Raw genomic sequence first — 23,314 nt, 5'->3', positions numbered from 1 at the left:
TTTAATTTCCTTAGTCGGTATAAAGATAAGGAGTAATATTGATTAACTTTGATAAAAATACTAGGATATGGCAGATCAAAAAATACGTTGGGGAGTAATAGGTTTAGGTAATATTGCACATCAATTTGTAAAAGATTTATTGCTTGTTAAAGATGCAGAGCTAATTGCAGTTGCTTCTAGAGATAGAGTAAAAGCTGATGAATTTGGCAAAAAATATAAAGCGACACATTGCTTTGGTAGCTATGAAGAACTTTATGCTTGCGAAGAGGTAGATATTATTTATATAGCTACGCCTCACTCTTTTCATGCTGAAAATGCCATTGTAGCAATGAACCATGGTAAGCATGTTTTATGTGAAAAACCAATCGGGGTAAATACTAGTGAGGTTACTAAAATGGTAAATGCAGCAAAAAATAATGGTGTTTTTTTAATGGAAGCTCTGTGGACACGTTTTTTTCCAACTATAAAAAAAATCAAAGAAATAGTTGCAGAAGGTACTATTGGAGAAATAAAATATATAAATGCAGATTTTGCTTTTTATGGGTTAAATAGATCGGAAGAGAGTAGGTTGTTAAATCCTAATTTAGCAGGAGGTTCTTTATTAGATATTGGTATTTATCCAATTTTTTTAGCGTATTTATTTTTAGGGAAACCAGAACAAATACTTGCAGCCTCTAAAATGTATAAAACAGGGGTAGAAATACAAACATCAATGCTTTTAAATTACAAAAATGCACAAGCAATTTTATATAGCGGTATTAACTCTAAAGTAGAAATGAAACCAGAAATATCAGGAACAAAAGGTAGTATAATATTAGATGCAACTTGGCACTTAACAGAAGGTTACACACTTATTGTAGATGGTGAAACAACACATTTTGATATGCCTACAACAGGCAAAGGTTTTTTCTATGAAATAGAAGAAGTACACAGTTGTTTAAAAAGTAATAAAATGCAGAGTGATTTATGGAGCCATCAAAATAGTTTAGATATTATAGGCATAATTGATACAATTAGAGCAAAAACAGGCATTGTTTTTCCTTTCGAGAAATAAATTTTCCTGTTTTCTTGTTAAAAAAATCTTTTAAAATCCGATATTTGGCACAACTCAACTAACTAAATTTATAAGATATTATGGGAATGAACAAAAATACGGTGCTAGCTTGGGCTACATTTATAATGATACTAGTTGGCTTAGCTTTAATTGCATTAGGTGCTTTTAGGTATGATGATGTTGCAGGATGGGGCTTTGCATCTGTTGGAATTGGTTTTTTTGCAATTGCTTGGGTTTTCAATGCCTTAAAAGGAAGAGTTTAAATTCTTTTAATAATTAATAAAAAATAATATAAAATTTAATTAAAAAATATGTCTGACGATAAGAAAGTTATTTTCTCAATGTCTGGGGTTACAAAAACCTTTAAAACGGCAAATACTCCAGTACTTAAAAACATTTATTTAAGTTTTTTCTACGGTGCTAAAATTGGAATTTTAGGTCTGAATGGTTCTGGTAAATCTACCTTGTTAAAAATTATAGCAGGAGTTGATAAAAATTTTCAAGGAGATGTCGTTTTTTCTCCAGGGTATAATGTTGGTTATTTAGAACAAGAGCCAGAATTAGACGAAGATAAAACCGTTCTTGAAATTGTAAAAGAAGGTGCTGCAGAAACTGTAGCAATACTTGACGAGTACAATAAGATAAACGATATGTTTGGATTGGAAGAAGTATATTCTGATGCAGATAAGATGGATAAGTTAATGGCACGCCAGGCTGAATTACAAGATCAAATCGACGCTTCAAACGCTTGGGAGCTAGATACAAAATTAGAAATTGCAATGGATGCTTTACGTACTCCAGATCCTGATAAGAAAATAGGAGTGCTTTCTGGTGGTGAACGTAGACGTGTTGCTTTATGTAGATTATTATTACAAGAACCAGAAATTTTATTATTAGATGAGCCAACCAACCACTTAGATGCGGAATCGGTACATTGGTTAGAGCATCATTTAGCATCATATAAAGGAACTGTTATAGCAGTAACACATGATAGATACTTTTTAGATAATGTTGCAGGTTGGATTTTAGAATTGGATAGAGGAGAAGGTATACCTTGGAAAGGGAATTACTCTAGCTGGTTAGATCAGAAGTCTAAAAGAATGGCAGATGAGAGTAAAGTAGCCTCTAAGCGCCAGAAAACATTAGAACGAGAGTTAGATTGGGTACGCCAAGGTGCCAAAGGTCGTCAAACAAAGCAAAAAGCACGTTTGAAGAATTACGATAAGTTAATGAGTCAAGACCAAAAACAACTTGATGAAAAGCTTGAAATTTATATTCCTAATGGACCACGTTTAGGAACAAATGTTATTGAAGCAACCGGTGTAAGTAAGGCTTACGGAGATAAATTGCTTTATGAAGATTTAAATTTTAAACTTCCACAGGCAGGTATTGTAGGTGTTATTGGACCTAACGGTGCTGGTAAAACCACCATCTTTAGAATGGTAATGGGAGAAGAGAAATCTGATAAAGGAGAATTTATAGTAGGGGATACTGCCAAAATCGCTTATGTAGATCAAAGTCACTCTAATATTGATTTAGAAAAAACTATTTGGCAAAATTTTAGTGATGAGCAAGAGCTTATTATGATGGGTGGTCGTCAAGTAAATTCTAGAGCTTATTTAAGTAGGTTTAACTTTTCAGGTAGTGAGCAAAATAAAAAGGTAAGTATGTTGTCTGGTGGTGAGCGTAACCGTTTGCATTTAGCCATGACATTAAAAGAAGAAGGAAATGTATTGCTTTTAGATGAACCTACGAATGACTTGGATGTAAATACATTACGAGCTTTAGAAGAAGGTTTGGAGAACTTTGCAGGTTGTGCTGTAGTAATTTCGCATGATAGATGGTTTTTAGATCGTGTTTGTACTCATATTTTAGCATTTGAAGGAGATTCTCAAGTATATTTCTTTGAAGGTTCATTCTCTGATTATGAAGAAAATAAAAAGAAACGATTAGGTGGTGATTTAATGCCAAAACGTATTAAGTATAAAAAATTAATTAGATAATTTCTAGTTATTATAAAACAAAAAAGCTCTTGATATGATCAAGAGCTTTTTTGCTTTATAAGGTTATTTTTTAATAATCTATATTCGGGTACCAATCTAATTGAATAACTTCAATTTCTCGATTGCCTTCATTAACTAAGTTTTTAAATTTAACAACATCACTTACATCTGGTTTACCTCTATAATGGTAAGGATATACTTGTTTAGGTTTAAACTCTAAAACAGCGCTAGCAGCACTTTCCTCTGTCATAGTATAAGGTAAGTTCATGCAAATGAAAGCTTTGTCAATATTTTTTAAAGCACGCATTTCAGGAATATCTTCAGTATCTCCAGAAAAGTAAACTCTTTTATCACCTAAAGTTAAAACATACCCGTTTCCTCTTCCTTTTTCATGAAACTTTAAAGCTTCTTCGCGCAAATTATACATAGGTATGGCTTCGATGTTTATTCCCATAACATCTTTAAAGTCACCATTGTTCAGTATTTCAGTTTGTGCCTTGTATATTTCAGGTAATTGATCAGCAACAGCTTGCGGTGCTATAATTTTTACATTAGAAATAGCTAAAGAGTCTAAAGTATTAACATCCATATGGTCACCATGTATATCTGTTATTAAAATTAAATCTGGTGATTTTTGATCGTCAAAACCTTCAGCTCCTCCGTAAGGATCTATATAAATGGTTTTTTCACCCCATTCTAATACTGTTGCAGCATGTAAAATCGGAATTACTTTTAATTCAGGACTTTTGTCTTCCATTATTTCTAGAGGTATATTATCCGTAGTTTCCTTTTTTTTATTGTCTTTACAGCTTATCAATACACTGCAAAAAATAGTAAAATAGATTAATTTTTTCATTTTCTTTAATTTAGTAGTAGTTCCATTTTTAAATCACTTCGTAAATATTCAGGATTATTCTCAAGTTCAATAACTGTAAATCCAAATTTTTTATAAAGATATAGAGCGTGCTCTAGTTTGGTACTCGAATACAAAATAATTTTACTCCAATTACTTTTTTTAGCATAATCAATGGCAAATTTTAAAAGATTTTGACCAATTTTTAAACCTTGAAATTTAAAATCTACAGCCATTTTTCCGAGTTCGTAAACATTTTCTTCTTTTTGGATAAAAGCAAAACACCCAACAATTTGATTATTATAGGCCGCAAAATAAATATAACCACCTTTATCTAAAATATTTTTTTCACAGCCGTCAAGTAGTTCTATATCTTTTTTTTCAACATAAAAATACTTTTCAAGCCAAGCTATGTTCAAGTCTTTGAAAGACTTAGCGTGTTCAGGTTTAAAAGAGATGATTTCTACAGGCATAATTTTGTAGTATTTGAATACTAAAGTTAGTAATTAGTTTAGCGAAAAAATCCCTAAAAAATCTAAATGTTAAAAAAAAACGTATATATTTCTGATACAAACAAACAGCTTCATTTTGAAGCAAGCTAAAAAGAACATTTAATTTTTTAAAATTATGGCAGAAACTAAAAGTAATAATGGGTTAAAAGTAATAGCAGGTCTGTTACTTTTATTGTTGGTAGCATTGGTGTTTTATACTGTTAGTCTTTATAAAGAAAAGCAGGATACAACTTTGAATTTAAATAAAGAGAAAGAATTAGTAGTAGAAGATTTAACTAGTTTAAGATCAGAATACGATAAAGCTATCTTAGAAAGTAATGCTACTAATGAAGAATTAGTAAGTGCAAGAGATAATATTGCAAAATATATTGATTCTGTAAAAACTATGAAGTTAGATATTTCTTCATTAGGTAAATATAGAAGACAAGTTAGTATATTAACAAAAGAAAGACAGCAGTTAATTAGAAAAGTAGACTCTTTAACACGTTCTAACGGTATGTTAGTAATGCAAAGAGATAGTACTTATGTTGAGTTAGAAAAGCAAACCGTTTTTAATGATTCATTAGTAGTACAAAACACACAATTATCAGATGCTGTTGAGAGAGGATCAGCTTTAAACATATCTAAACTATCAGTTGATGCTGTAAAAGAGCGTAACAATGGTAAATTAGTTTCTACATCAAGAGCAGGTGCTACAGATAAATTTAAAGTATGTTTTACTTTAACAAACAATGCAATTGCACAAGCAGGTGATCAAGAATTTTATATTGAAGTTTTAGACCCTCAAGGTAATGTTTTAGGTGAGAGTTATTCTAAATCATCAGATTCTGGTGCTTCAGTAACGTATAGTAAAGCAACAGCATTCTATTACGAAAATAAAGCTTTAGATGTATGTGATTACATTAGTAAGCCAGCAGGAGATTTCCAAAAAGGAAATTACATGGTAAATGTATATGACAGTAAATTAAAATTATTAGGAACTAGTAAGTTCGCTTTAAAATAGTACACACTATCCATTAACAAAAAAGGGGCTAATCTTTTAAAGATTGCCCCTTTCTTTTTTTTTAACTTTTCTATTTTAGACTACCAACCATATCTTCAGGTTTCACCCATTCGTCATAATCTTCGGCAGTAACATATCCTAAATTAACAGCTTCTTCTTTTAATGTAGTTCCGTTTTTGTGAGCTGTATTAGCAATTTCAGCAGCTTTGTAATACCCAATTTTAGTATTTAAAGCAGTAACAAGCATTAAAGAGTTATTTAAAAGTTGTTTGATAACTTCTTTATTAGGCTCTATACCAGCAGCACAATTTTCTTCAAAACTCACACAAGAATCTCCTAATAATTCAGCAGATTGTAAAATGTTAGCAGCCATCATAGGTTTAAAAACATTTAGCTCATAATGGCCTTGAGTACCACCAACGCTAATAGCAACATCATTACCCATTACTTGAGCACACACCATAGTTAATGCTTCACATTGCGTAGGGTTTACTTTACCAGGCATAATAGAGCTACCAGGTTCGTTTGCTGGAATAATTATTTCTCCAATACCCGAACGTGGTCCAGAAGCCATCATTCTAATGTCATTTGCTATTTTATTTAATGAAACAGCTAATTGCTTTAATGCACCATGGCTTTCAACGATAGCATCATGTGCTGCTAAGGCTTCAAACTTATTTTCAGCCGTTATAAATGGCAATCCTGTAAATTTTGCAATGTATGCAGCAACTAATACATCATAACCTTCAGGAGTATTTAAACCTGTACCGACAGCAGTACCTCCAAGGGCAAGCTCAGAAAGGTGTGGTAAAGTATTTTCTAATGCTTTTATTCCATGATCCAATTGGGATACATAACCAGAAAACTCCTGACCTAAGGTTAGGGGAGTAGCATCCATTAAATGTGTACGTCCTATTTTAACTACGTTTTTAAAATCAGTAGCTTTTTTATGAAGCGTATTTCTTAATTGCTTAACACCAGGAATTGTTACTTCTACAATTTTCTTATATGCAGCAATATGCATACCAGTAGGGAAAGTATCGTTAGATGATTGTGATTTGTTCACATCATCATTCGGTTGAATTGTTTTTTCACCTTCTCCGATTACTTTTCCTGCTAATTCGTGAGCTCTATTAGCTACAACTTCATTAACATTCATATTACTTTGAGTACCAGAACCAGTTTGCCAGATTACTAAAGGAAATTGGTCATCATGTTGCCCAGTTAAAATTTCATCACAAACCTTAGCAATAAGGTCTCTTTTTTCTGTACTTAATACTCCCAGTTCTGCATTAGTATATGCAGCTGCTTTTTTTAAATACGCAAATCCGTAAACAACATCTAATGGCATAGATGCAGCAGCACCAATTTTAAAATTATTACGAGAACGCTCTGTTTGTGCTCCCCAATATTTATCAGATGGAACTTCTACATTGCCCATCGTGTCTTTTTCTATTCTAAAACTCATAAGTAATTTATTTATGTGTACTACAAATATATTGCATTGTAGTTTTTTTTAAGCTGTCTTTAATTATTTTATGTAAATTTTTTAAATTTCATTTGTACTTTTCATCAATTTCAAAGTATCTTTGCAATAACAAAATTTACTATCATGTTTGACTTTGACCAATATTTAGGTTTTCTTGCTTTTGGAACTATTTTATTAATCGGATTCTGGTTAATGATTTTTTTATTGACTTTTGTAATACCTTACTGGGTAGGAGGTTCTATATTAGAAGTTTTGAAAGAAAAGCGTGATGCTAAAAAAGCAAAATTAAAAGAATAAGAAAAGATTAATTATTTTACTTAATTAATTTTTTATAGAAATAAAAAAAGAAGCCATTTGGCTTCTTTTTTGTTTTGTAGTAGTATTTATATAAAAGTGAATTTAAAATTCACCTTCTCCGTCACCATCATCATTTCCTTTTCCTCCTTTTTGTTTAGAGTTTCCTTTTCCTTTAGGTTGATTAAATCTGTACATAAAACCTAAAGTAAATTGTCTTTCCCTCCATTGAAACTCACTGTCAGATGTAAATGTATCTGTATCTGTAAAAGATCTTCTTTTTGCAGAATTAAATACATCACTAACATTAAAAGATAAAGTACCGTTATCACCAAATACATCTTTACTAAAAGCTAAAGTAACAAAAGTCATACTTTTACTTTCTGTTTGTGAATTTTCAGAAGGTCCTCTGTAAAATAAATTTGTTTGCCAATCTATATTTGATGGTAAGCTTACTTTAGAACTAAATCTAGCAAACCAACTTGTGTTTTTAGCTCCATAATCTACTTCATTATATATACCATCTGTTTCGAATTGAAAAAAGTTAAAGCTACCGTTTAATCGAAGCCATTTTGCAGGGTTATATAATAAACCAAGTTCAGCACCAATTCGTTCGTTTGTAGATAGGTTAATAGGTAGGGTTCTAATGATAGATATACCATCAGAAGTAACTTCACCAGTTGGCTCTTGAATACGTTCAAAAGAATTCGTTTCCTTTTGATAGTAGATAGATGAAGTTAGTGTCAACTTTTTCCATCTTTTTAAATATCCTAAATCAAAAGCATTAGCATAAGCAGGGTCTAAGTCTGGGTTTCCTTGAAAAACATTTGTTCTACTCGATCTTGAAGGAAAAGGATTTATAAAAAATCCTCTTGGTCTGTTTATTCTTCTATTATAACCTAATGATATGTTTTCTTTTTCGTTTAATTCAAAAATAAAATTGACGGTAGGGAAGAGGCCTAAATAATTTTTATCAAAATTTAAATCAATTTCTTCTCCTAAAATTTCTTCTAAAGCTTCAGCATCGCTTTCTGAGTTTACACTACCTTTTAGTTGTGTGTTTTCAAGTCTAAGGCCTAGTAAAAATGAGAATTTACCAAGTTTATTACCGTATTGAGTATAAAGAGCATTTACATTTTCATCATATGTAAATCTATTTGTCAACTCTAGGTTTGTTTCAAATTGATTAGAACCTTGATTTAAAGTGTCTAATTGATAATCTGTTATACTTTGTTCAAAATTACCTCTATAACCAGCTTCAAATTGAGCTTCACCCATTGGAAGCACATAATCTACTTGAAATAAATATTCTTTCTGAATTTCGTTCTCGTAAATATTTTCACTAGCAACTAAATCTGTATTTGGTATTGTGTTGTTTTCAAGTATGGTTGTTAGTATATCTTCTACATCGTAAGAATATTGAAAATCACTAGTTAATTTGTGACCATCATCATTAAAATCATTGGTGTAATTTAAAGAAAGTTGGTAACTTTTATCATCCTCACCTTTACTCTCTTTACGAAAAGTTTGATTTTCAAGAATGTCATTTATAAATCTAGAGTTATTGTTCTCAGTAATATCTGATTCATCTGAAATACGGCCAAATATACTTGCTGTTATTGAAGACTTTTCAGTGATAAAATATTCAAGCCCTAAGTTTGCATTAAAGGCTTTATCTTCTCTAAACAACTCTCTGTCTTCAATAATTCTATCAAAATCACCAGTGGTATACGTGTTATCAAAATAAGCATTACCTGGTGGAGTACGGTAAGAATAGCCTAACGTATTAAAAATATTAAATTTATCGGTTCTTAAGTTTAAGTTACTACTTATCTGACTAGCTTCAGGATAACCTAATGTGGTATTTACAGAGCCATTAAAACCTAATGTTTTTTCTTTTTTCAGAACTATATTTAATATACCGGCAGTACCTTCAGCATCATAACGAGCAGATGGACTGGTGATAACCTCAACTTTTTCTATTGCATCAGCAGGTAATTGTCTTAAAGCATCAGTAGAGCCAAAACCAGCCATAGCAGATGGTTTTCCGTTTATAAGAATTCGAACATTTTCATTACCTCTTAGACTTATTGCTCCATCTACATCAACAGTTACAGATGGTACATTGTTTAAGGCATCACTAACATTGGCACCGCTATTTGTAAGGTCTTTCCCAATGTTATATACTTTTTTATCAAGTCTAACCTCAACAGTCGTTTTCTCACCAACTACTTCAACACCTTCTAATTGAGAAACATCAGGAGAAAGCTTTATAATACCTAAATTTATACTTGAAGTAAGACTTTGATTTGGGTTTTTATAAGGTTTGTAGCCTATATATTCTATACTTATATTATAATTCCCAGGAGTGGTTTTAACCTCATATTTACCATTTTGATCAGTAATACCTCCGTTTACTTTCGAAAAATCATCTACGCTTTGTAAAACTAGGGTAGCATACTCTAAAGGCTGCCCAGTACCTTGCTCTACAACAGTACCTGTTATTTTAATTTGTTCTTGATTATTTTCTCGTTGAGCGAGTAAAGTTACACTCGCAAATAATAAAATAAAAGGCAATATTTTTTTCATAATCAGTTTTGGTTAATCTTTTTTCTTCTTCTTTTTATTTTTTTTCTTTTTCTCTTTGAAACGATTTTTTTGAAGCTCAACAAAAGCTTCATACTTATCTTCAGGTAAAGCAGATTTTAATTCTTCATCTTGCTCTTTTCCAATTTTTTCAATAGCTTCTCTTGTTTTTTCAGGAGTCAATTTTAAAATTTGTAGTTCAATTCTTTTCTGAATAGATTTTGTTAGCGTAGTTCTAACAATAGCTTCTTCAAAAGGGTTTAAACCTAAAGCTTCAGTAATATTGGGCATTTCACTATCCACAATTTGTTCTGCAGTAAGTGGTTCTGGCTTTTCCGGTGCAGATTCTGCTTGAGGAATAGAGCTTCTTTGTCTTCCTCCATAACCACCACTATTACCGTATCCGTTTCCATAACCGTTGCCATATTGAGCTTGTATTTCAGTAAATACTGAAATAAATATGATAACTGCGATTAAATGTTTTTTAGATATTTTCATGACTCATAATTTTTATAGGATGATAAAACGAATAAAAGGTTTAAATGGATTTGGTTAAAAATTTGTTAAAATAAATTATCAAGAATTAAACCAAACTAAAAAAATAATTTATAAAATTACAATATGGGTTTTACACTACTCGGAGGCCGACCAATTATAGCTTTACCATTATTAATAACAATGGGCCTTTCTATTAACTTAGGGTTTTCAAGCATAGCATTTATAACTTCATCTTCAGAAAGAGTTTTATCTTTATAAAGTTCTTTCCAAACAGCTTCATTTTTTCTGACTAAATCTATAGCAGGTATAGCAAGTAGACTTAAAATATTTTGAAGCTCTTTTTTTGTAGGTATATTTTCTAAATACTTAACAATTTCAAAATCTTTATTAGCCGCTTCAATAATGGCCAAAGTTTCTCTCGATTTTTGGCATCTTGGGTTATGGTAAATTTTTATCATATTATAAAACTTATAATTTGAATTTATTCTTCATTTTCTTTTTGGCCCATCATCATTAAATAAGCTTTTAAAAACTTATCGATGTTGCCATCCATAACAGCATCAACATTACCTGTTTCGGTGGCAGTACGAACATCTTTAACCAATTTGTAGGGGTGCATAACATAATTACGAATCTGAGAGCCCCATTCAATCTTCATTTTCGAAGATTCTATTTCTTGTCGTGCTTCCATCTTTTTCCGTAATTCTATTTCATAAAGCTGAGATTTTAGCATTTTTAATGCAGTAGCTCTATTATCATGTTGAGATCTAGAATCAGAACATGAAATTTGAATTCCAGAAGGTTTGTGGGTTAATTGAACCTTTGTTTCTACTTTATTTACATTTTGTCCTCCAGCACCACTAGATCGAGCTGTAGTAATATCAATATCAGCAGGGTTTATATCTATTTCTATACTATCATCAACCATAGGGTAAACGTATACAGAAGCAAAAGATGTGTGTCTTTTTGCGTTACTATCAAAAGGAGAAATACGAACCAACCTATGTACGCCATTTTCACCTTTAAGCCAACCAAAAGAGAAATCTCCTTCAATTTCTAAAGTAACTGTTTTAATACCAGCAACATCGCCTTCTTGGTAATTCAATTCTTTAACTTTATACCCATTTTTTTCACTCCACATCATATACATACGCATAAGCATGGCAGCCCAATCACAACTTTCGGTACCACCTGCACCAGCTGTAATTTGTAAAATAGCAGAAAGCTCATCACCTTCATCAGAAAGCATGTTTTTGAACTCTAAGTTTTCAACGGTTTCAAGTGTTTTTTCGTAGTGTTTTTCAACCTCTTCAGGAGAAACATCTCCTTCTTTTTGAAACTCAATAAGAACTTCTAAATCAGTGATTAAATTTTCGGCATTATGGTAGCTATCAACCCATTTTTTTTTAGATTGAATAAACTTCATATGCTCTTGTGCTTTTTGGGCATTATCCCAAAAATCAGGAGCTAACGTTTTCTCTTGCTCGTTTTCAATTTCGATAAGCTTCGCATCAACGTCAAAGATACCTCCTTAACGCACCAAGGCGATCTAAAAGACCTTTATAAAGGTCTGTAGTAACTGTCATTATAAATATATTTTAAACAAAAATAGGATTCTTTTTAAAGAAAGTAACCGTAAAAATTTAAAATATTATTGTTGCTGACTACTAACTTGTACTGTGTAAGAAGTTTTATTTTCTCCTAAGGCATATACAATGCCTTTAAGAGGTGAACAATCATTGTAATCTTTTCCGTCGCATACTTTTATGTGGCTTGTTAGTGCTAATAAATTATTTGTCGGATCGAAACCTAACCAACCAAAATTAGGTACATAAGCTTCGGCCCAAGCATGCATTTGTGAATCTCCAAAATAACCATTTCCTTGGTTAATATACCCTGATACGTACCTTGTGGCAATACCATTTATACGAGACAGGGCACAAAATAAATGGGTGTAGTCTTGGCAAACTCCTGTTTTCGAAGTGATAATTTCATCTAAAACAGTATCTACATCTGTTACATTAGTTTTAAACGTAAGTATATCAAAAACCCATTTGTTTAAATTTTGAAGATTGTCAAAAATTGGAATATTTTCATCAAAAATATAATCTTTATTGTTCTCTCGAGGTAGGGTAGTTAGCGAGGTTTCTCTTAGATATAAATCATAATCTATTTTGAAGCTATGACTTTTAATTAATTGATAATCAGAAGTTATACTTTGAGAGAAGTCGGAGACGAAAGGATTTATCTCTTTTTTTATAACCTTAAAATTTCCTTCAAACGATATAAAATTAAATTTCTGTTTAGGGTTTACTCGAATTGTTTTAAACCCATAACCATTAATTGAAAATTGATTTAATACATTTAACGAATTACTAAACTTTATCTCTACAAACTCTTGACTTTCATTCTCTTCAGGAATTATTAAAAATTGCCAATGCGCATCATCAGCATTATTTTCATAATGATTTTCTGTTTTGTATGTAATTGAATATTCTTGCATAATAGATTGTAAAAAATAGTGAAGTTGAGTTGGTTTAAAAGTTTAAAAATCAAAAAATTCTTTTTCCATTTTAATACTTATTTCAGACAGGCTTACCAATATGTTTTCAATGAAAGTTTGAATATTGGTTTCTATTTCTTCAATATGTTTAAATTCAAACTCCGCCTGTACTCTGCCAACTAAAAATGCTGTCGAATTTTTATTATAGTCTTTATTTTTATCTAAAATTTTGACATGTGCGCACACTTGATTTAAACAATTCATTATTGACCTGGGACAATAAGGATTTAAAATTAAAAACTCTAATGTTGAAATACTGGTTGGTGCTTTTTTGTATAACCTTCTCATCATATCATAAGATTCGGCACATTTTAATAAAGTTGTCCATTCGAAGCTTTTACTGAACTTGTCACCGTAACTACCTTGTGCAATTAAAGCATCATTGTATTTTGTATTTATAATTCTAGTTACCTGTGTTGCTCTTTCTAGGTTTATTCCCATTAAAATAATTGCATATACAGAATCGTGTAATAATGTACCTCGTATTTTCCCTCTTAATATAGATGTCATTTCGGTTACATTAACGGTAAAATCATACAATCCTTTCTTTAAAAATACCTCAGATTCGTAATCCAATACAAAATGGTAAAACTTATTTATAGATTCATATAATTCTGTAGATATAAGATCACGAGCACTATTTGCATTCTCTCGTGCATTTTTTACATTATTTAAAATAGAATAACTTGAGTTTGGATCTAGTGCAATTTTATAGAAAATATCTTTTTCTTCTAAAATAGCTGAATCATCCATTTCTGGATCTCCAACCATATATAACATTGACCTTAAAACAAATTGCCTTGATTGCGATAATTTATTAGGAGCATCTAATGAAGAAAAATAATTAACGTTAAGGTAGCGTGCTATATGTTCAGACCTTTCTATATAACGTCCCATCCAAAATAGATTATTAGCGACTCTTGCTAGCATAGTATATTATTTTTTTAAAACCCAAGTATCTTTCGAGCCACCTCCTTGAGATGAATTAACAATTAAATTTCCTTTTTGTAATGCTACTCGGGTTAGGCCTCCTTTTAAGACAAACTCTTTATCTTTTCCTAAAACAGTAAAAACTCTAAGATCGACATGACGTTGTTCAAATGATTCGCTTTCATCTATATATGTTGGGTGTACAGATAGCGACATAATCGGCTGCGCAACATATTTTCTAGGATTTTCTTTAATTTGAGATTTTACAGTTTCAATCTCTTTTTTCGTTAATTTATTACCTATTGATATACCATAACCACCAGCCTCATCCACAGGCTTAATAACTAACTCATGTATGTGTTCAAGTACATAAGCAAGCTCGTCAGGTCTAGAACAATGGTAGGTGTGTACATTACTTAAAATAGGTTCTTCTTTTAAGTAATACTTAATAATTTCAGGCATATATGTATATATGGCTTTGTCGTCGGCAACTCCTGTGCCAGGGGCATTGGCAAGTGTTACATTTCCTTTTTTATAAGCAGCAAATAAACCAGGTACACCTAATGATGAATCAGATTTAAATTCTAACGGGTCTAAAAAAGGATCATCTATTCTTCTATATATAATATCTACTTTCTGAGGTCCTTTAATTGTTTTCATATAAACAAAATCGTTTTCCACGAAAAGGTCCCGTCCTTCTACTAATTCAACACCCATTGTTTTAGCTAAATATGAATGCTCGTAAAAAGCAGAATTAAACATTCCGGGAGTAATAACTACAGTATTAGGAACGTCTACACCATTAGGTTTGACAGTTTCTAAAAGATCTAATAAGTTTTCTGCATAATTTGTTACAGAGTACGTTTGGTAATGATTAAAAACACCAAAAAGAGCTTTTTTTAAAGCAGTTCTATTACAAATTACATAACTTACGCCTGAAGGGCATCTTATATTATCTTCAAGTACATAATACTTGCCATCTTTATGTTTAATTACATCGGTTCCAGAAATATGATTATAAATTCCACCAGGCGGATCTAAACCAATCATTTGATGTAAATAATTAGCAGAAGAGCTTATTAAATCCATTGGAACGATACCATCTTTGATAATATTTTTATCATGGTAAACATCCCATAAAAATAGGTTTAGAGCTTTACTGCGTTGTATAGATCCTTTTTCAATAATCTCCCAGTCTACTGGGTCTATAATTCGAGGAAATAAATCGAAAGGGAATATTTTCTCTTTTGTTTCTTTATCTCCATAAACTTGAAACGTAATTCCTTGATTAAAAAAGGAAGATTTAGCTTTAGAATTTAGTTTTACATAATCATCAATAGAGTGTTCACCATATAAGTCAAATAACTTTTGGTAAACTTCTTTTACGTTTCCGTTAACATTGAAAATTTCATCATATAATTCTCTGTCTTTTAAGTAAGAAGTGAATAGACTGTTCTCGATATTTGTCATACACATTATTTTTTAGTTAAGTTATTGATTTTCATTTCTTTCAGGTGTTTTTATTTGATAATAATACCCTTATGATTTTAATGTATAAATAAAAATTAATGTTGTTTTTTATTTATACGATAATTTTTTAGTAGGAAAAAGACGATAAATTTTAATGAAAATGCTTTTATCGTAATTAGTATTATAAAATACCGTGTAATAGAATGGGTAAATATGAATTTGATATTTATAACTTTAATTGTTTATCAAAATCGTTTTTTAAAATTTATTTGAAATAAAAGAGGTTCAAAATATTTTCTACTTTTAAATTAATGAGTAGTTCTCTAAGTAGAGTGAATTGTTTTATTTAAATTCCACCTTTTAAAGTAGAGAACTACATATTTATAAGTTGCATTATGAAAATAAACTTGATAAGCGATACGGTTACTAAGCCAACACCCGAAATGTTGACTGCAATGATGAAAGCTGAAGTAGGAGATGATGTTTTTAAGGAAGACCCTACAATCAATTTATTTGAAGAAAAAGTAGCGAAACTATTTAATAAAGAAGCTGCTCTTTTTTTTCCGAGCGGAACCATGGCAAATCAAGTAGCTATAAAATTACATACGCAACCAGCAGAACAGTTAATATGTGATAAGTATGCGCATGTTTATAATTATGAAGGTGGAGGTATTAGTTTTAATAGTGGAGTATCTTGTAGATTGGTAGATGGAGATAGGGGTATGATGACAGCTATGCAAGTAGAAGAAGCAATTAATCCGCCAGATTTTTACCATAGTCCTTTAACATCATTAGTTTGTATAGAGAATACAACTAATAAAGGAGGTGGTGCATGTTGGGATTTTGAAGAGTTAAAAAGGATTAAAACAGTATGCGAGAATCACAATTTAAAATACCATTTGGATGGAGCTCGGTTGTGGAACGCTTTAGTTGCTAAAAATGAGACAGCAAAACAGTATGGAAATATTTTTGATACCATTAGTATTTGCTTTAGTAAAGGGTTGGGATGCCCAGTAGGTTCTGTTTTAGTTGGTGATAAAAAAACAATGCATAAAGCTTTACGTGTTAGAAAAGTTTTAGGAGGAGGAATGAGACAAGCTGGTTTTTTAGCGGCAGCGGGTATTTATGCTTTAGATAACCATATTGATAGATTAGCAGAAGACCACAAAAGAGCTTTTGAATTGGGAGAGGTGCTAAAAAACTTATCTTTTATAAAAAAGGTAGAACCAATAGAAACAAACATAATTATTTTTGAAATAAATGAAGCAGAATTAAGCGCAGAATCATTTTTGAAAAAATTAGAAGAAAATAATGTACATATAATAGGTATGGGGCAGGGGAAGCTTCGTATTGTTACACATTTAGATTATACTGAAAATATGCATCAGCAATTTATAAAAATTTTAAATGCGCTATAATTATAAGGTATTGTTGTAATCGTTAAAATCTATTGTTTTTTTAAGATTTTTAATTCCATTTTCCATACCAGCTTCAGAGCTGTATTTTTTAGAATTCCCTAATATCTTTCCATTTTCATCTTTTAAACTAAAAGTGAAATCTCCGTTGTGATTTGTTTTTCTTTCAAATCGAGCTCTTTCTTGTAATATATTATTTAGGTTATTAGCAATTTGATTCAATTCTTCTTTGCTTTCAAAATTTACACTTTTTAATAACGTATAGCCTTTATCACTCTTTAATTTGAATGAATATGTATGACCCTGTTTAATTTGAAATTTTATCATAAATGTTAAATATATCTAAAGTTAAACAAAATTTATTCATAAAATAATTCTTAACTAAGTAAGAAAATACTTGTTAATTTAACTATTAACGTTTTTAATCGGTGTATTAATGCATTTTGGCGATAAATTTTATTTAGTTTTCTTTAACAATAAGCTTTGGTTAACCAATTAAATAAATTTGTACTACAATAAAATAGGAACAATTAACAAACACTTTAGAAATGAAAAAATTAGTATTTATTATGGCAGTTTTAGCTGCACCATTTGTAAGCGCACAAGATTTACCTTCTAATCCAGAAGCTGGTAAATGTTATGTTCGTTGTACAACACCAGATGTTTATGTAAATGAAACAGTATCTATTACGCTTAAGCCAGCTTATAGTGTTTTAAAAACGGTACCAGCTACATTTAAAACAGTTACAGAAAGAGTTGAGATTAAAGCAGCAGGAAAAAAATTATCTGTTGTTCCTGAAAAATGGGGAACAGAAACTATTTCTTATGTATCTAAAGCAGGTGGAAATACATTATCTATAAGTCCGGCATCTTTTACAACGGCATCAGAAACGATTGAAATTAAGCCAGCTTTTGCTCAATGGGAACTTGGTGCTGCAGCTCCTGACTGTGCTTCTGGTAACCCAGATGATTGTAGATACTGGTGTTACAAAGGATACCCAGCTGAATTTACAACAATTTCTACTTCAGTACTATCAACTCCTGCATCAGTTAGCAAAACAGCTTTAGGATCTAGAGATGCTACATATACTAAAAGAGTTCTTATATCTCCAGCTTCAGTAGTTGAAACTATTATTCCTGCAGAGTATAAAGAAATTACTAAAACAGTTTTAGATAAAGACGCTTACACAACAGAGGTTACTATACCAGCTGTTACTAAAACAATCTCTAGAGAAGTTTTAAAGTCTAAAGGTGGTCTTACAACTTGGAAAGAAGTTGAATGTTCTTTAGTTGAGTATCAAGCTTTACCAATAAACTGGAACTTAGGTAGTGCGTCATTAACTGCAGAAGCTAAAAATATTATTGATAATAGATTAATGCCTGTATTATCTCAGAACCCAGGTGTTAAAGTTGAATTAGCTTCTCATACTGATGTAAGAGGTACTGCATCTTCTAACAAAGGTTTATCTGAAAGAAGAGCACAAGCTGTTGCTGATTATTTAATTACAAAAGGTGTTAATTCTAGTTTATTAGTAGCTAACGGTTACGGTGAAACTAAAATTAAAAACAGATGTAAAGAAGGTGTTTCTTGTACAGAAAGAGAACACTCTGTAAATAGAAGAACTGAGTTTAGATTGATCAACAACTAATCAGATATTTTTAAAATACTCAAAAGCCCTTTGAATATTCAAAGGGCTTTTTTTTTGTCTTTTTTTAACTTAAAATTAAGTTTATTAATCTAATAAACTTTAGTCTGCCAGTGTTGCTGTTAGAGCGTTGGTTTTTACTTCTTCCCAAAAAAATATATTAATAGGAATATCTGTATTTAAAAAATCATATTCTATTAATAATTTATTTAAAAAATTTTCGACCTCAATTATACTTTCACTTCTACTATCTTCAATGATTACGGTATAATTATCAGGCTTATTAGTTGTTTTATGAGAACTGTAAGGTGAGAAATCTTCTTTTAATAGAACGGTAAAGAATCTAGATTTACTTCCTTATAATTATGTTTTTTGGTGTGGTAATAATTATCATGATATGGTTTACCGTTTTGAAAAGTAATGTACTGTTTTGATTTTGGGCAAAATAATGGAAGTTCACAATATGAGATAGGGTATATGTCTATTTGTATGTTTATCATTAATACACACAAAAGATATGCTATCGTTGCAACTTATTTTATCTATTCTATCAATTAAATTACCAAAGGTTTCAAATTTAGAAATTGATAAAGAAACGTTTAAACTATCATTGTTTTTTATACTGTATTCTTTAAGTTCTTTTTTTTGGTCACTACAAGCTATAATTAAAACTAAAAGAATTCCATATCGAATACTATATATTTTCATCTCTTAGCTTTTTTAAACATTTTAAAATTAAGTAAAAAAAAAGGCCAATTTGAAAATATCAAATTGGCCTTTTTTTTAATAAAATCGTTTATTTTAGATATTTGTCTAAAAACTTAGTGTGGTATTGAATTTCACCATTCATACTATAGCCAGACATAGCACCAAGCTCGTTTCCATTTTCATTAATAACTTTTAACATAGGTACACTACCTCTTTTGTTATATTTAGCCGCAAGTTCTTTATTATGCTTTAATTGATCAGCGCTTAGTAAATCTCTATTACGCGGTATATCAATATATAGTAAAATATAATCAGATGAGTAATTATCAAAATTAGTAGTTTCGAAAAAATCTTTCTTTAGAGCAATACAAGGAGGGCACCAGTCGCTACCAGTAAAAAAAACTAAAATATTCTTTTCCTCTTTAGTGGCTTTTTTTACAGCAACATCGTAATCAGTCAGCCATTTGCTTTCATTTTTCACTATCAAATCTCCTTGAGCAGACATTAGTAAAGGAAACAAAAGTAGTATGATTATTTTTTTCATAACATTCAAAAATTTACACTAATTTTTATTTAAATAACGAATCCATTCCTGGAATATTGGGCATACCTTCTTTAGCAACAGCAGAAAGTTCTATATCATTAACATTAGATGCTTTTTCAATAGCTTTATTTAATACTAGAATTAAATAATCTTCTAATTGCTCTTTATCTTCTAAAAGCGAATCATCAATAGTGATGCTTTTTATAACCCTGTTGGCATTTAAAGTCACTTTTAATTTTTCATCAGTAGATTTTTCGTCAACTAAAACGGTATTCAAGCGCTCCTTAGTTTCTTTTATTTTTTCTTGGGTATCCTTTAATTTACCCATCATTCCCATGATATCTCCAAACATAATTGTAATTTTAAGTATATAAATCGTTCAAATTTAATAAATTGTAAAAATAATATAGCTAAATATGATATCTACAATCAAAAAAGGTGTTATTTTTTTTTTAAGTCTTAGTTTTGCAGCTTCTTGTAAAAGTGAAAAAAAAGATATGTCACAAAATAATAGTCCTGTTGCAAAAAAGATGCCGAAAACTCTAGAAATTCATGGGGACTCTAGAATTGATAATTATTATTGGTTAAACGACAGAGAAAATGCAGATGTTATTTCTTATTTAAATGAAGAAAAAGCATATTACGATAAAGTTACAGCGCATACAGTAGATTTTCAAAAGAGTCTTTTTGAGGAAATGAAGTCTCGCATAAAAGAAGATGATTCATCAGTACCTTATAAATTAAATGGGTATTGGTATTCTACCCGTTATGAAACTGGTAAAGAGTATCCAATATATTCTAGAACAGAAGACAAGCCAGAAGCTATAGAACAGGAAATGTTCAATTGTAACATATTAGCAGAAGGGCATGAGTATTATAGCTTAGGAGGCGTTTCTATTAGTCCAGATAATACAATGGCTATTTATGGAGTTGATACTGTTTCAAGAAGAGAATATACTCTGAATATTAAAAATTTAATAACAGGTGAAAAATATTCTGATGTTATTGAAAAAACGACTTCTAGCGCAGTTTGGGCTAACGATAATAAAACTTTTTTTTACACTAAAAAAGATCCAGTAACATTAAGATCTGATAAAATTTACAAGCATATTTTAGGTACTCCAGTAACAGATGATCAAGTAGTTTTTTTTGAAAAAGATGAAACATTCAATGTATATATATTTAAATCTAAATCGAAAAAATATATAATGATAGGATCTTCAAGTACATTAACATCTGAGTACAGGTATATAAATGCAGAAGAGCCTAATAGTGAGTTTAAGATATTTTCAGAAAGAGAACGTGGTTTAGAATATTCAATAGCGCATTATAATGATAGTTTTTATGTGTTAACAAATAAAGATGAAGCTAAAAATTTTAAATTAATGATAACTTCAGAAGATAAGACATCTTCTAAAGATTGGAAGGAGTTTATTCCGCATAGAGAAGATGTTTTATTAGAAGACATTGATATTTTTAAAGATTATTATGTTTTATCTGAAAGAGAAAATGGTTTAGGTAAAATAAAAATCACTAGATGGGATACTAACGAAAGTTATTTTTTACCCTTTAAAGATGAAACATATACAGCATACGCTAGTGTAAATCCTGATTTTGATACTAACATTTTAAGGTATAGTTATAACTCTATGACAACACCAAGTTCGGTTATAGATTTTAATATGCTAACTAAAGAAAAAGAGATAAAGAAAGAACAAGAAGTTTTAGGAGGTAAATTTGATAAAGACAATTACAAATCAGAACGTATTTGGGCAACAGCTAGAGATGGCGTTAAAATACCAATGTCTATCGTTTACCATAAAAATACAAAGTTAGATGGCAGTAGTCCGTTATTACAATATGCATATGGTTCTTACGGTTATACTGTAGATCCTTATTTTTCAACAGTACGATTAAGTCTTTTAGATCGCGGGTTTATATATGTAATCTCACATGTTAGAGGTAGTGAATATTTAGGACGTAATTGGTATGAAGACGGTAAATTACTTAAAAAAAGAAATACTTTTTCTGATTTTATAGATTGCTCGAGATATTTAATTGAAAAAAAATATACAAGTGCAGATCATTTGTATGCTTCAGGAGGCTCTGCAGGAGGCCTGTTAATGGGGGCAATCGTTAATATGAACCCAGAATTATATAACGGAGTTATTTCAGCGGTACCATTTGTTGATGTTGTTACCACAATGTTAGATGAAACTATTCCGTTAACAACAGGGGAGTATGATGAGTGGGGTAACCCTAACGATAAAGAATATTACGAGTATATGAAATCGTATTCTCCGTATGATAATGTAGAAGCTAAGAAATATCCAAACATGTTAGTTATTACAGGTTTACATGATTCTCAAGTACAATATTGGGAGCCAGCTAAATGGGTTGCAAAACTTAGAGACCTAAAAACAGATACTAATTTATTGTTATTTGACATTAACATGGATGCAGGTCATGGAGGCGCATCTGGTAGGTTTGAAGCCTTAAAAGAGGTGGCAAAAGAATATGCTTTCTTAATCGATTTGGAAAAGAAAATGAATTAATCGAAAAAATTCAATAAATTTGCAAAGTATTGTTATGATTAATTCAAAAAAAAATCATGGCATTATGTTTAACTTAGATCCGAACAATGGAAAATAAGATCAACGCTCATAATAGCATACTTGAACTAATAGGTAATACACCTTTAGTAAAATTAAATAAAATTGCAGAGTCGTTTACAGGTAATTTTTATGCTAAGGTTGAGGCTTTTAACCCTGGTCACTCTTCAAAAGATAGAATAGCAAATTATATTATAGAAGAGGCAGAGCGCCAAGGTATATTAAAAGAAGGAAGTACTATTATAGAAACTACATCAGGTAATACAGGTTTTAGTATTGCTATGGTTAGTATTATTAAAGGGTACGAATGTATTTTAGCAGTAAGTTCTAAATCATCTAGAGATAAGATAGATATGCTTCGCTCAATGGGAGCAAAGGTTTATGTTTGTCCTGCTCATGTAGCACCAGAAGATCCTAGATCGTATTACCAAGTAGCGAAAAGACTTCACGAAGAAACTAGTAATAGTATATACATTAATCAGTATTTCAACAAATTAAATACTAAAGCACATTATAATAGTACGGGTCCTGAAATTTGGAAGCAAACGAATGGACATATTACTCATTTGGTGGCTTGTTGTGGTACAGGTGGTACTATTTCTGGTACAGCTCAGTATTTAAAAGAACAAAACCCTAACGTTAAAGTTATAGCTGTTGATGCTTATGGTTCTGTTTTGAAAAAATATCACGAAACAAAACAAGTAGATCCGAATGAAATTTATCCATATCGCATAGAAGGATTAGGTAAAAACTTAATACCTTCTTCTGCTGATTTTGATGCGATAGATAAGTTTATAAAAGTAACGGATGAAGAAAGTGCTCATACCGCAAGAGAAATATCTAGAACAGAGGGTATATTTGTTGGCTATACAAGTGGAGCAGTTTTACAAGCTGTAAAGCAGTTAAATGCAGAAGGCGAGTTTACTAAAGACAGTAATATTGTAGTTATATTCCCAGATCACGGTTCTCGTTACATGAGTAAAGTTTATAGTGATAAATGGATGGAAGACCAAGGTTTTTTTGATAGTAAAACAGTTGAATCTACTCAAGAAATACAGTTTATTAAATAAATAAAAAATTTAATAATAATTTAAAGCAATGATATTTTTATGTCATTGCTTTTTTTGTATGATA

23 protein-coding genes are annotated in these 23,314 nt (G+C 30.6%); 9 read left to right on the top strand and 14 right to left on the bottom strand.

The features are described 5' to 3' along the window. The first annotated feature begins 67 nt into the window (after positions 1–67). The 3 genes from H0I23_RS07405 (at position 68) to ettA (ending at position 3,057) form a co-directional block, all read left to right on the top strand. Complete coding sequence (locus H0I23_RS07405) at positions 68–1,054, top strand: Gfo/Idh/MocA family protein (RefSeq protein WP_216785817.1); 987 nt, start codon at positions 68–70, stop codon at positions 1,052–1,054. Between the two features lie 80 nt (positions 1,055–1,134). Beyond that, complete coding sequence (locus tag H0I23_RS07400; RefSeq protein WP_216785816.1) at positions 1,135–1,317, top strand: CAL67264 family membrane protein; 183 nt, start codon at positions 1,135–1,137, stop codon at positions 1,315–1,317. 48 nt (positions 1,318–1,365) lie between these two features. Then, positions 1,366–3,057, top strand: a complete 1,692-nt coding sequence (ettA, locus tag H0I23_RS07395; RefSeq protein WP_216785815.1) for an energy-dependent translational throttle protein EttA — start codon at positions 1,366–1,368, stop codon at positions 3,055–3,057. A gap of 70 nt (positions 3,058–3,127) precedes the next feature. On the opposite strand, the gene H0I23_RS07390 is transcribed toward ettA, so the two are convergent. Further along, entirely contained in the window at positions 3,128–3,913 is a 786-nt protein-coding gene (locus tag H0I23_RS07390) for an MBL fold metallo-hydrolase (RefSeq protein ID WP_216785814.1), read from the bottom strand. 5 nt (positions 3,914–3,918) lie between these two features. After that, positions 3,919–4,383 (bottom strand): GNAT family N-acetyltransferase, encoded by a 465-nt coding sequence (locus tag H0I23_RS07385; protein WP_216785813.1) that lies wholly within the window; start codon positions 4,381–4,383, stop codon positions 3,919–3,921. Positions 4,384–4,537: 154 nt separating this feature from the next. Here H0I23_RS07385 and H0I23_RS07380 point away from each other — a divergent pair, with 154 nt between their 5' ends. After that, positions 4,538–5,425 carry a hypothetical protein gene (locus H0I23_RS07380; protein WP_216785812.1) on the top strand — a complete coding sequence of 296 codons (888 nt, stop codon included), beginning with the start codon at positions 4,538–4,540 and terminating at the stop codon, positions 5,423–5,425. A gap of 70 nt (positions 5,426–5,495) precedes the next feature. Here the strand turns inward: H0I23_RS07380 and fumC are convergent, their stop codons facing one another. Further along, entirely contained in the window at positions 5,496–6,893 is a 1,398-nt protein-coding gene (gene fumC / locus H0I23_RS07375; RefSeq protein ID WP_216785811.1) for a class II fumarate hydratase, read from the bottom strand. Between the two features lie 144 nt (positions 6,894–7,037). Between fumC and H0I23_RS07370 the strand changes: the two genes are divergently transcribed. Next, positions 7,038–7,211: a hypothetical protein gene (locus tag H0I23_RS07370; protein WP_215955753.1), complete on the top strand. Its 174-nt coding sequence runs from the start codon at positions 7,038–7,040 to the stop codon at positions 7,209–7,211. A 102-nt stretch (positions 7,212–7,313) separates the two neighbouring features. Here the strand turns inward: H0I23_RS07370 and H0I23_RS07365 are convergent, their stop codons facing one another. From H0I23_RS07365 to H0I23_RS07335, 7 genes are all read right to left on the bottom strand, one after another. After that, the gene (locus tag H0I23_RS07365; protein ID WP_216785810.1) at positions 7,314–9,797 is read right to left on the bottom strand and encodes an outer membrane beta-barrel family protein; all 2,484 of its coding nucleotides are present in this window, start codon (positions 9,795–9,797) and stop codon (positions 7,314–7,316) included. Positions 9,798–9,809: 12 nt separating this feature from the next. Further along, positions 9,810–10,292 (bottom strand): hypothetical protein, encoded by a 483-nt coding sequence (locus H0I23_RS07360; protein WP_216785809.1) that lies wholly within the window; start codon positions 10,290–10,292, stop codon positions 9,810–9,812. Positions 10,293–10,408: 116 nt separating this feature from the next. Further along, positions 10,409–10,750, bottom strand: coding sequence for an arsenate reductase (glutaredoxin) (arsC, locus tag H0I23_RS07355; RefSeq protein WP_216785808.1), 342 nt, complete (start codon positions 10,748–10,750; stop codon positions 10,409–10,411). Positions 10,751–10,773: 23 nt separating this feature from the next. Next, positions 10,774–11,878, bottom strand: a protein-coding gene (gene prfB / locus H0I23_RS07350) for a peptide chain release factor 2 (protein WP_216785807.1) whose coding sequence is annotated in 2 segments (ribosomal slippage) — positions 10,774–11,811 and positions 11,813–11,878 — 1,104 coding nt in all. Because the reading frame shifts where the segments join, the coding sequence is not laid out codon by codon here. Between the two features lie 65 nt (positions 11,879–11,943). After that, positions 11,944–12,795, bottom strand: coding sequence for a transglutaminase family protein (locus H0I23_RS07345; protein ID WP_254073666.1), 852 nt, complete (start codon positions 12,793–12,795; stop codon positions 11,944–11,946). Between the two features lie 42 nt (positions 12,796–12,837). Continuing rightward, on the bottom strand, positions 12,838–13,785 hold the full coding sequence (locus H0I23_RS07340; RefSeq protein WP_216785806.1) for an alpha-E domain-containing protein: 948 nt from the start codon (positions 13,783–13,785) through the stop codon (positions 12,838–12,840). 6 nt (positions 13,786–13,791) lie between these two features. Beyond that, positions 13,792–15,255: a circularly permuted type 2 ATP-grasp protein gene (locus H0I23_RS07335; protein ID WP_216785805.1), complete on the bottom strand. Its 1,464-nt coding sequence runs from the start codon at positions 15,253–15,255 to the stop codon at positions 13,792–13,794. A gap of 395 nt (positions 15,256–15,650) precedes the next feature. On the opposite strand from H0I23_RS07335, the gene H0I23_RS07330 reads away from it, so the two are divergent. Further along, the gene (locus tag H0I23_RS07330) at positions 15,651–16,673 is read left to right on the top strand and encodes a low specificity L-threonine aldolase (protein WP_216785804.1); all 1,023 of its coding nucleotides are present in this window, start codon (positions 15,651–15,653) and stop codon (positions 16,671–16,673) included. Here H0I23_RS07330 and H0I23_RS07325 read toward each other — a convergent pair whose 3' ends face one another. Then, positions 16,674–16,997 (bottom strand): YegP family protein, encoded by a 324-nt coding sequence (locus H0I23_RS07325; protein WP_216785803.1) that lies wholly within the window; start codon positions 16,995–16,997, stop codon positions 16,674–16,676. 221 nt (positions 16,998–17,218) lie between these two features. On the opposite strand from H0I23_RS07325, the gene H0I23_RS07320 reads away from it, so the two are divergent. After that, positions 17,219–18,319 carry an OmpA family protein gene (locus H0I23_RS07320; protein ID WP_216785802.1) on the top strand — a complete coding sequence of 367 codons (1,101 nt, stop codon included), beginning with the start codon at positions 17,219–17,221 and terminating at the stop codon, positions 18,317–18,319. Between the two features lie 453 nt (positions 18,320–18,772). Here the strand turns inward: H0I23_RS07320 and H0I23_RS07315 are convergent, their stop codons facing one another. From H0I23_RS07315 to H0I23_RS07305, 3 genes are all read right to left on the bottom strand, one after another. Beyond that, positions 18,773–19,024 carry a hypothetical protein gene (locus H0I23_RS07315; protein ID WP_216785801.1) on the bottom strand — a complete coding sequence of 84 codons (252 nt, stop codon included), beginning with the start codon at positions 19,022–19,024 and terminating at the stop codon, positions 18,773–18,775. A gap of 88 nt (positions 19,025–19,112) precedes the next feature. After that, positions 19,113–19,568, bottom strand: a complete 456-nt coding sequence (locus tag H0I23_RS07310; protein WP_216785800.1) for a thioredoxin family protein — start codon at positions 19,566–19,568, stop codon at positions 19,113–19,115. Positions 19,569–19,593: 25 nt separating this feature from the next. Then, complete coding sequence (locus H0I23_RS07305; RefSeq protein ID WP_216785799.1) at positions 19,594–19,920, bottom strand: YbaB/EbfC family nucleoid-associated protein; 327 nt, start codon at positions 19,918–19,920, stop codon at positions 19,594–19,596. A gap of 64 nt (positions 19,921–19,984) precedes the next feature. Between H0I23_RS07305 and H0I23_RS07300 the strand changes: the two genes are divergently transcribed. After that, complete coding sequence (locus H0I23_RS07300) at positions 19,985–22,123, top strand: S9 family peptidase (RefSeq protein WP_216785798.1); 2,139 nt, start codon at positions 19,985–19,987, stop codon at positions 22,121–22,123. Between the two features lie 86 nt (positions 22,124–22,209). After that, positions 22,210–23,250 carry a PLP-dependent cysteine synthase family protein gene (locus H0I23_RS07295; protein ID WP_216785797.1) on the top strand — a complete coding sequence of 347 codons (1,041 nt, stop codon included), beginning with the start codon at positions 22,210–22,212 and terminating at the stop codon, positions 23,248–23,250. The last annotated feature ends 64 nt before the right edge of the window (positions 23,251–23,314 follow it).

The sequence above is a fragment of the Cellulophaga sp. HaHaR_3_176 genome (assembly GCF_019021925.1).
Lineage (GTDB): Bacteria > Bacteroidota > Bacteroidia > Flavobacteriales > Flavobacteriaceae > Cellulophaga.
Note: the sequence above shows the minus strand (reverse complement) of the source record. Positions and strands in the feature narration are given on the sequence as shown.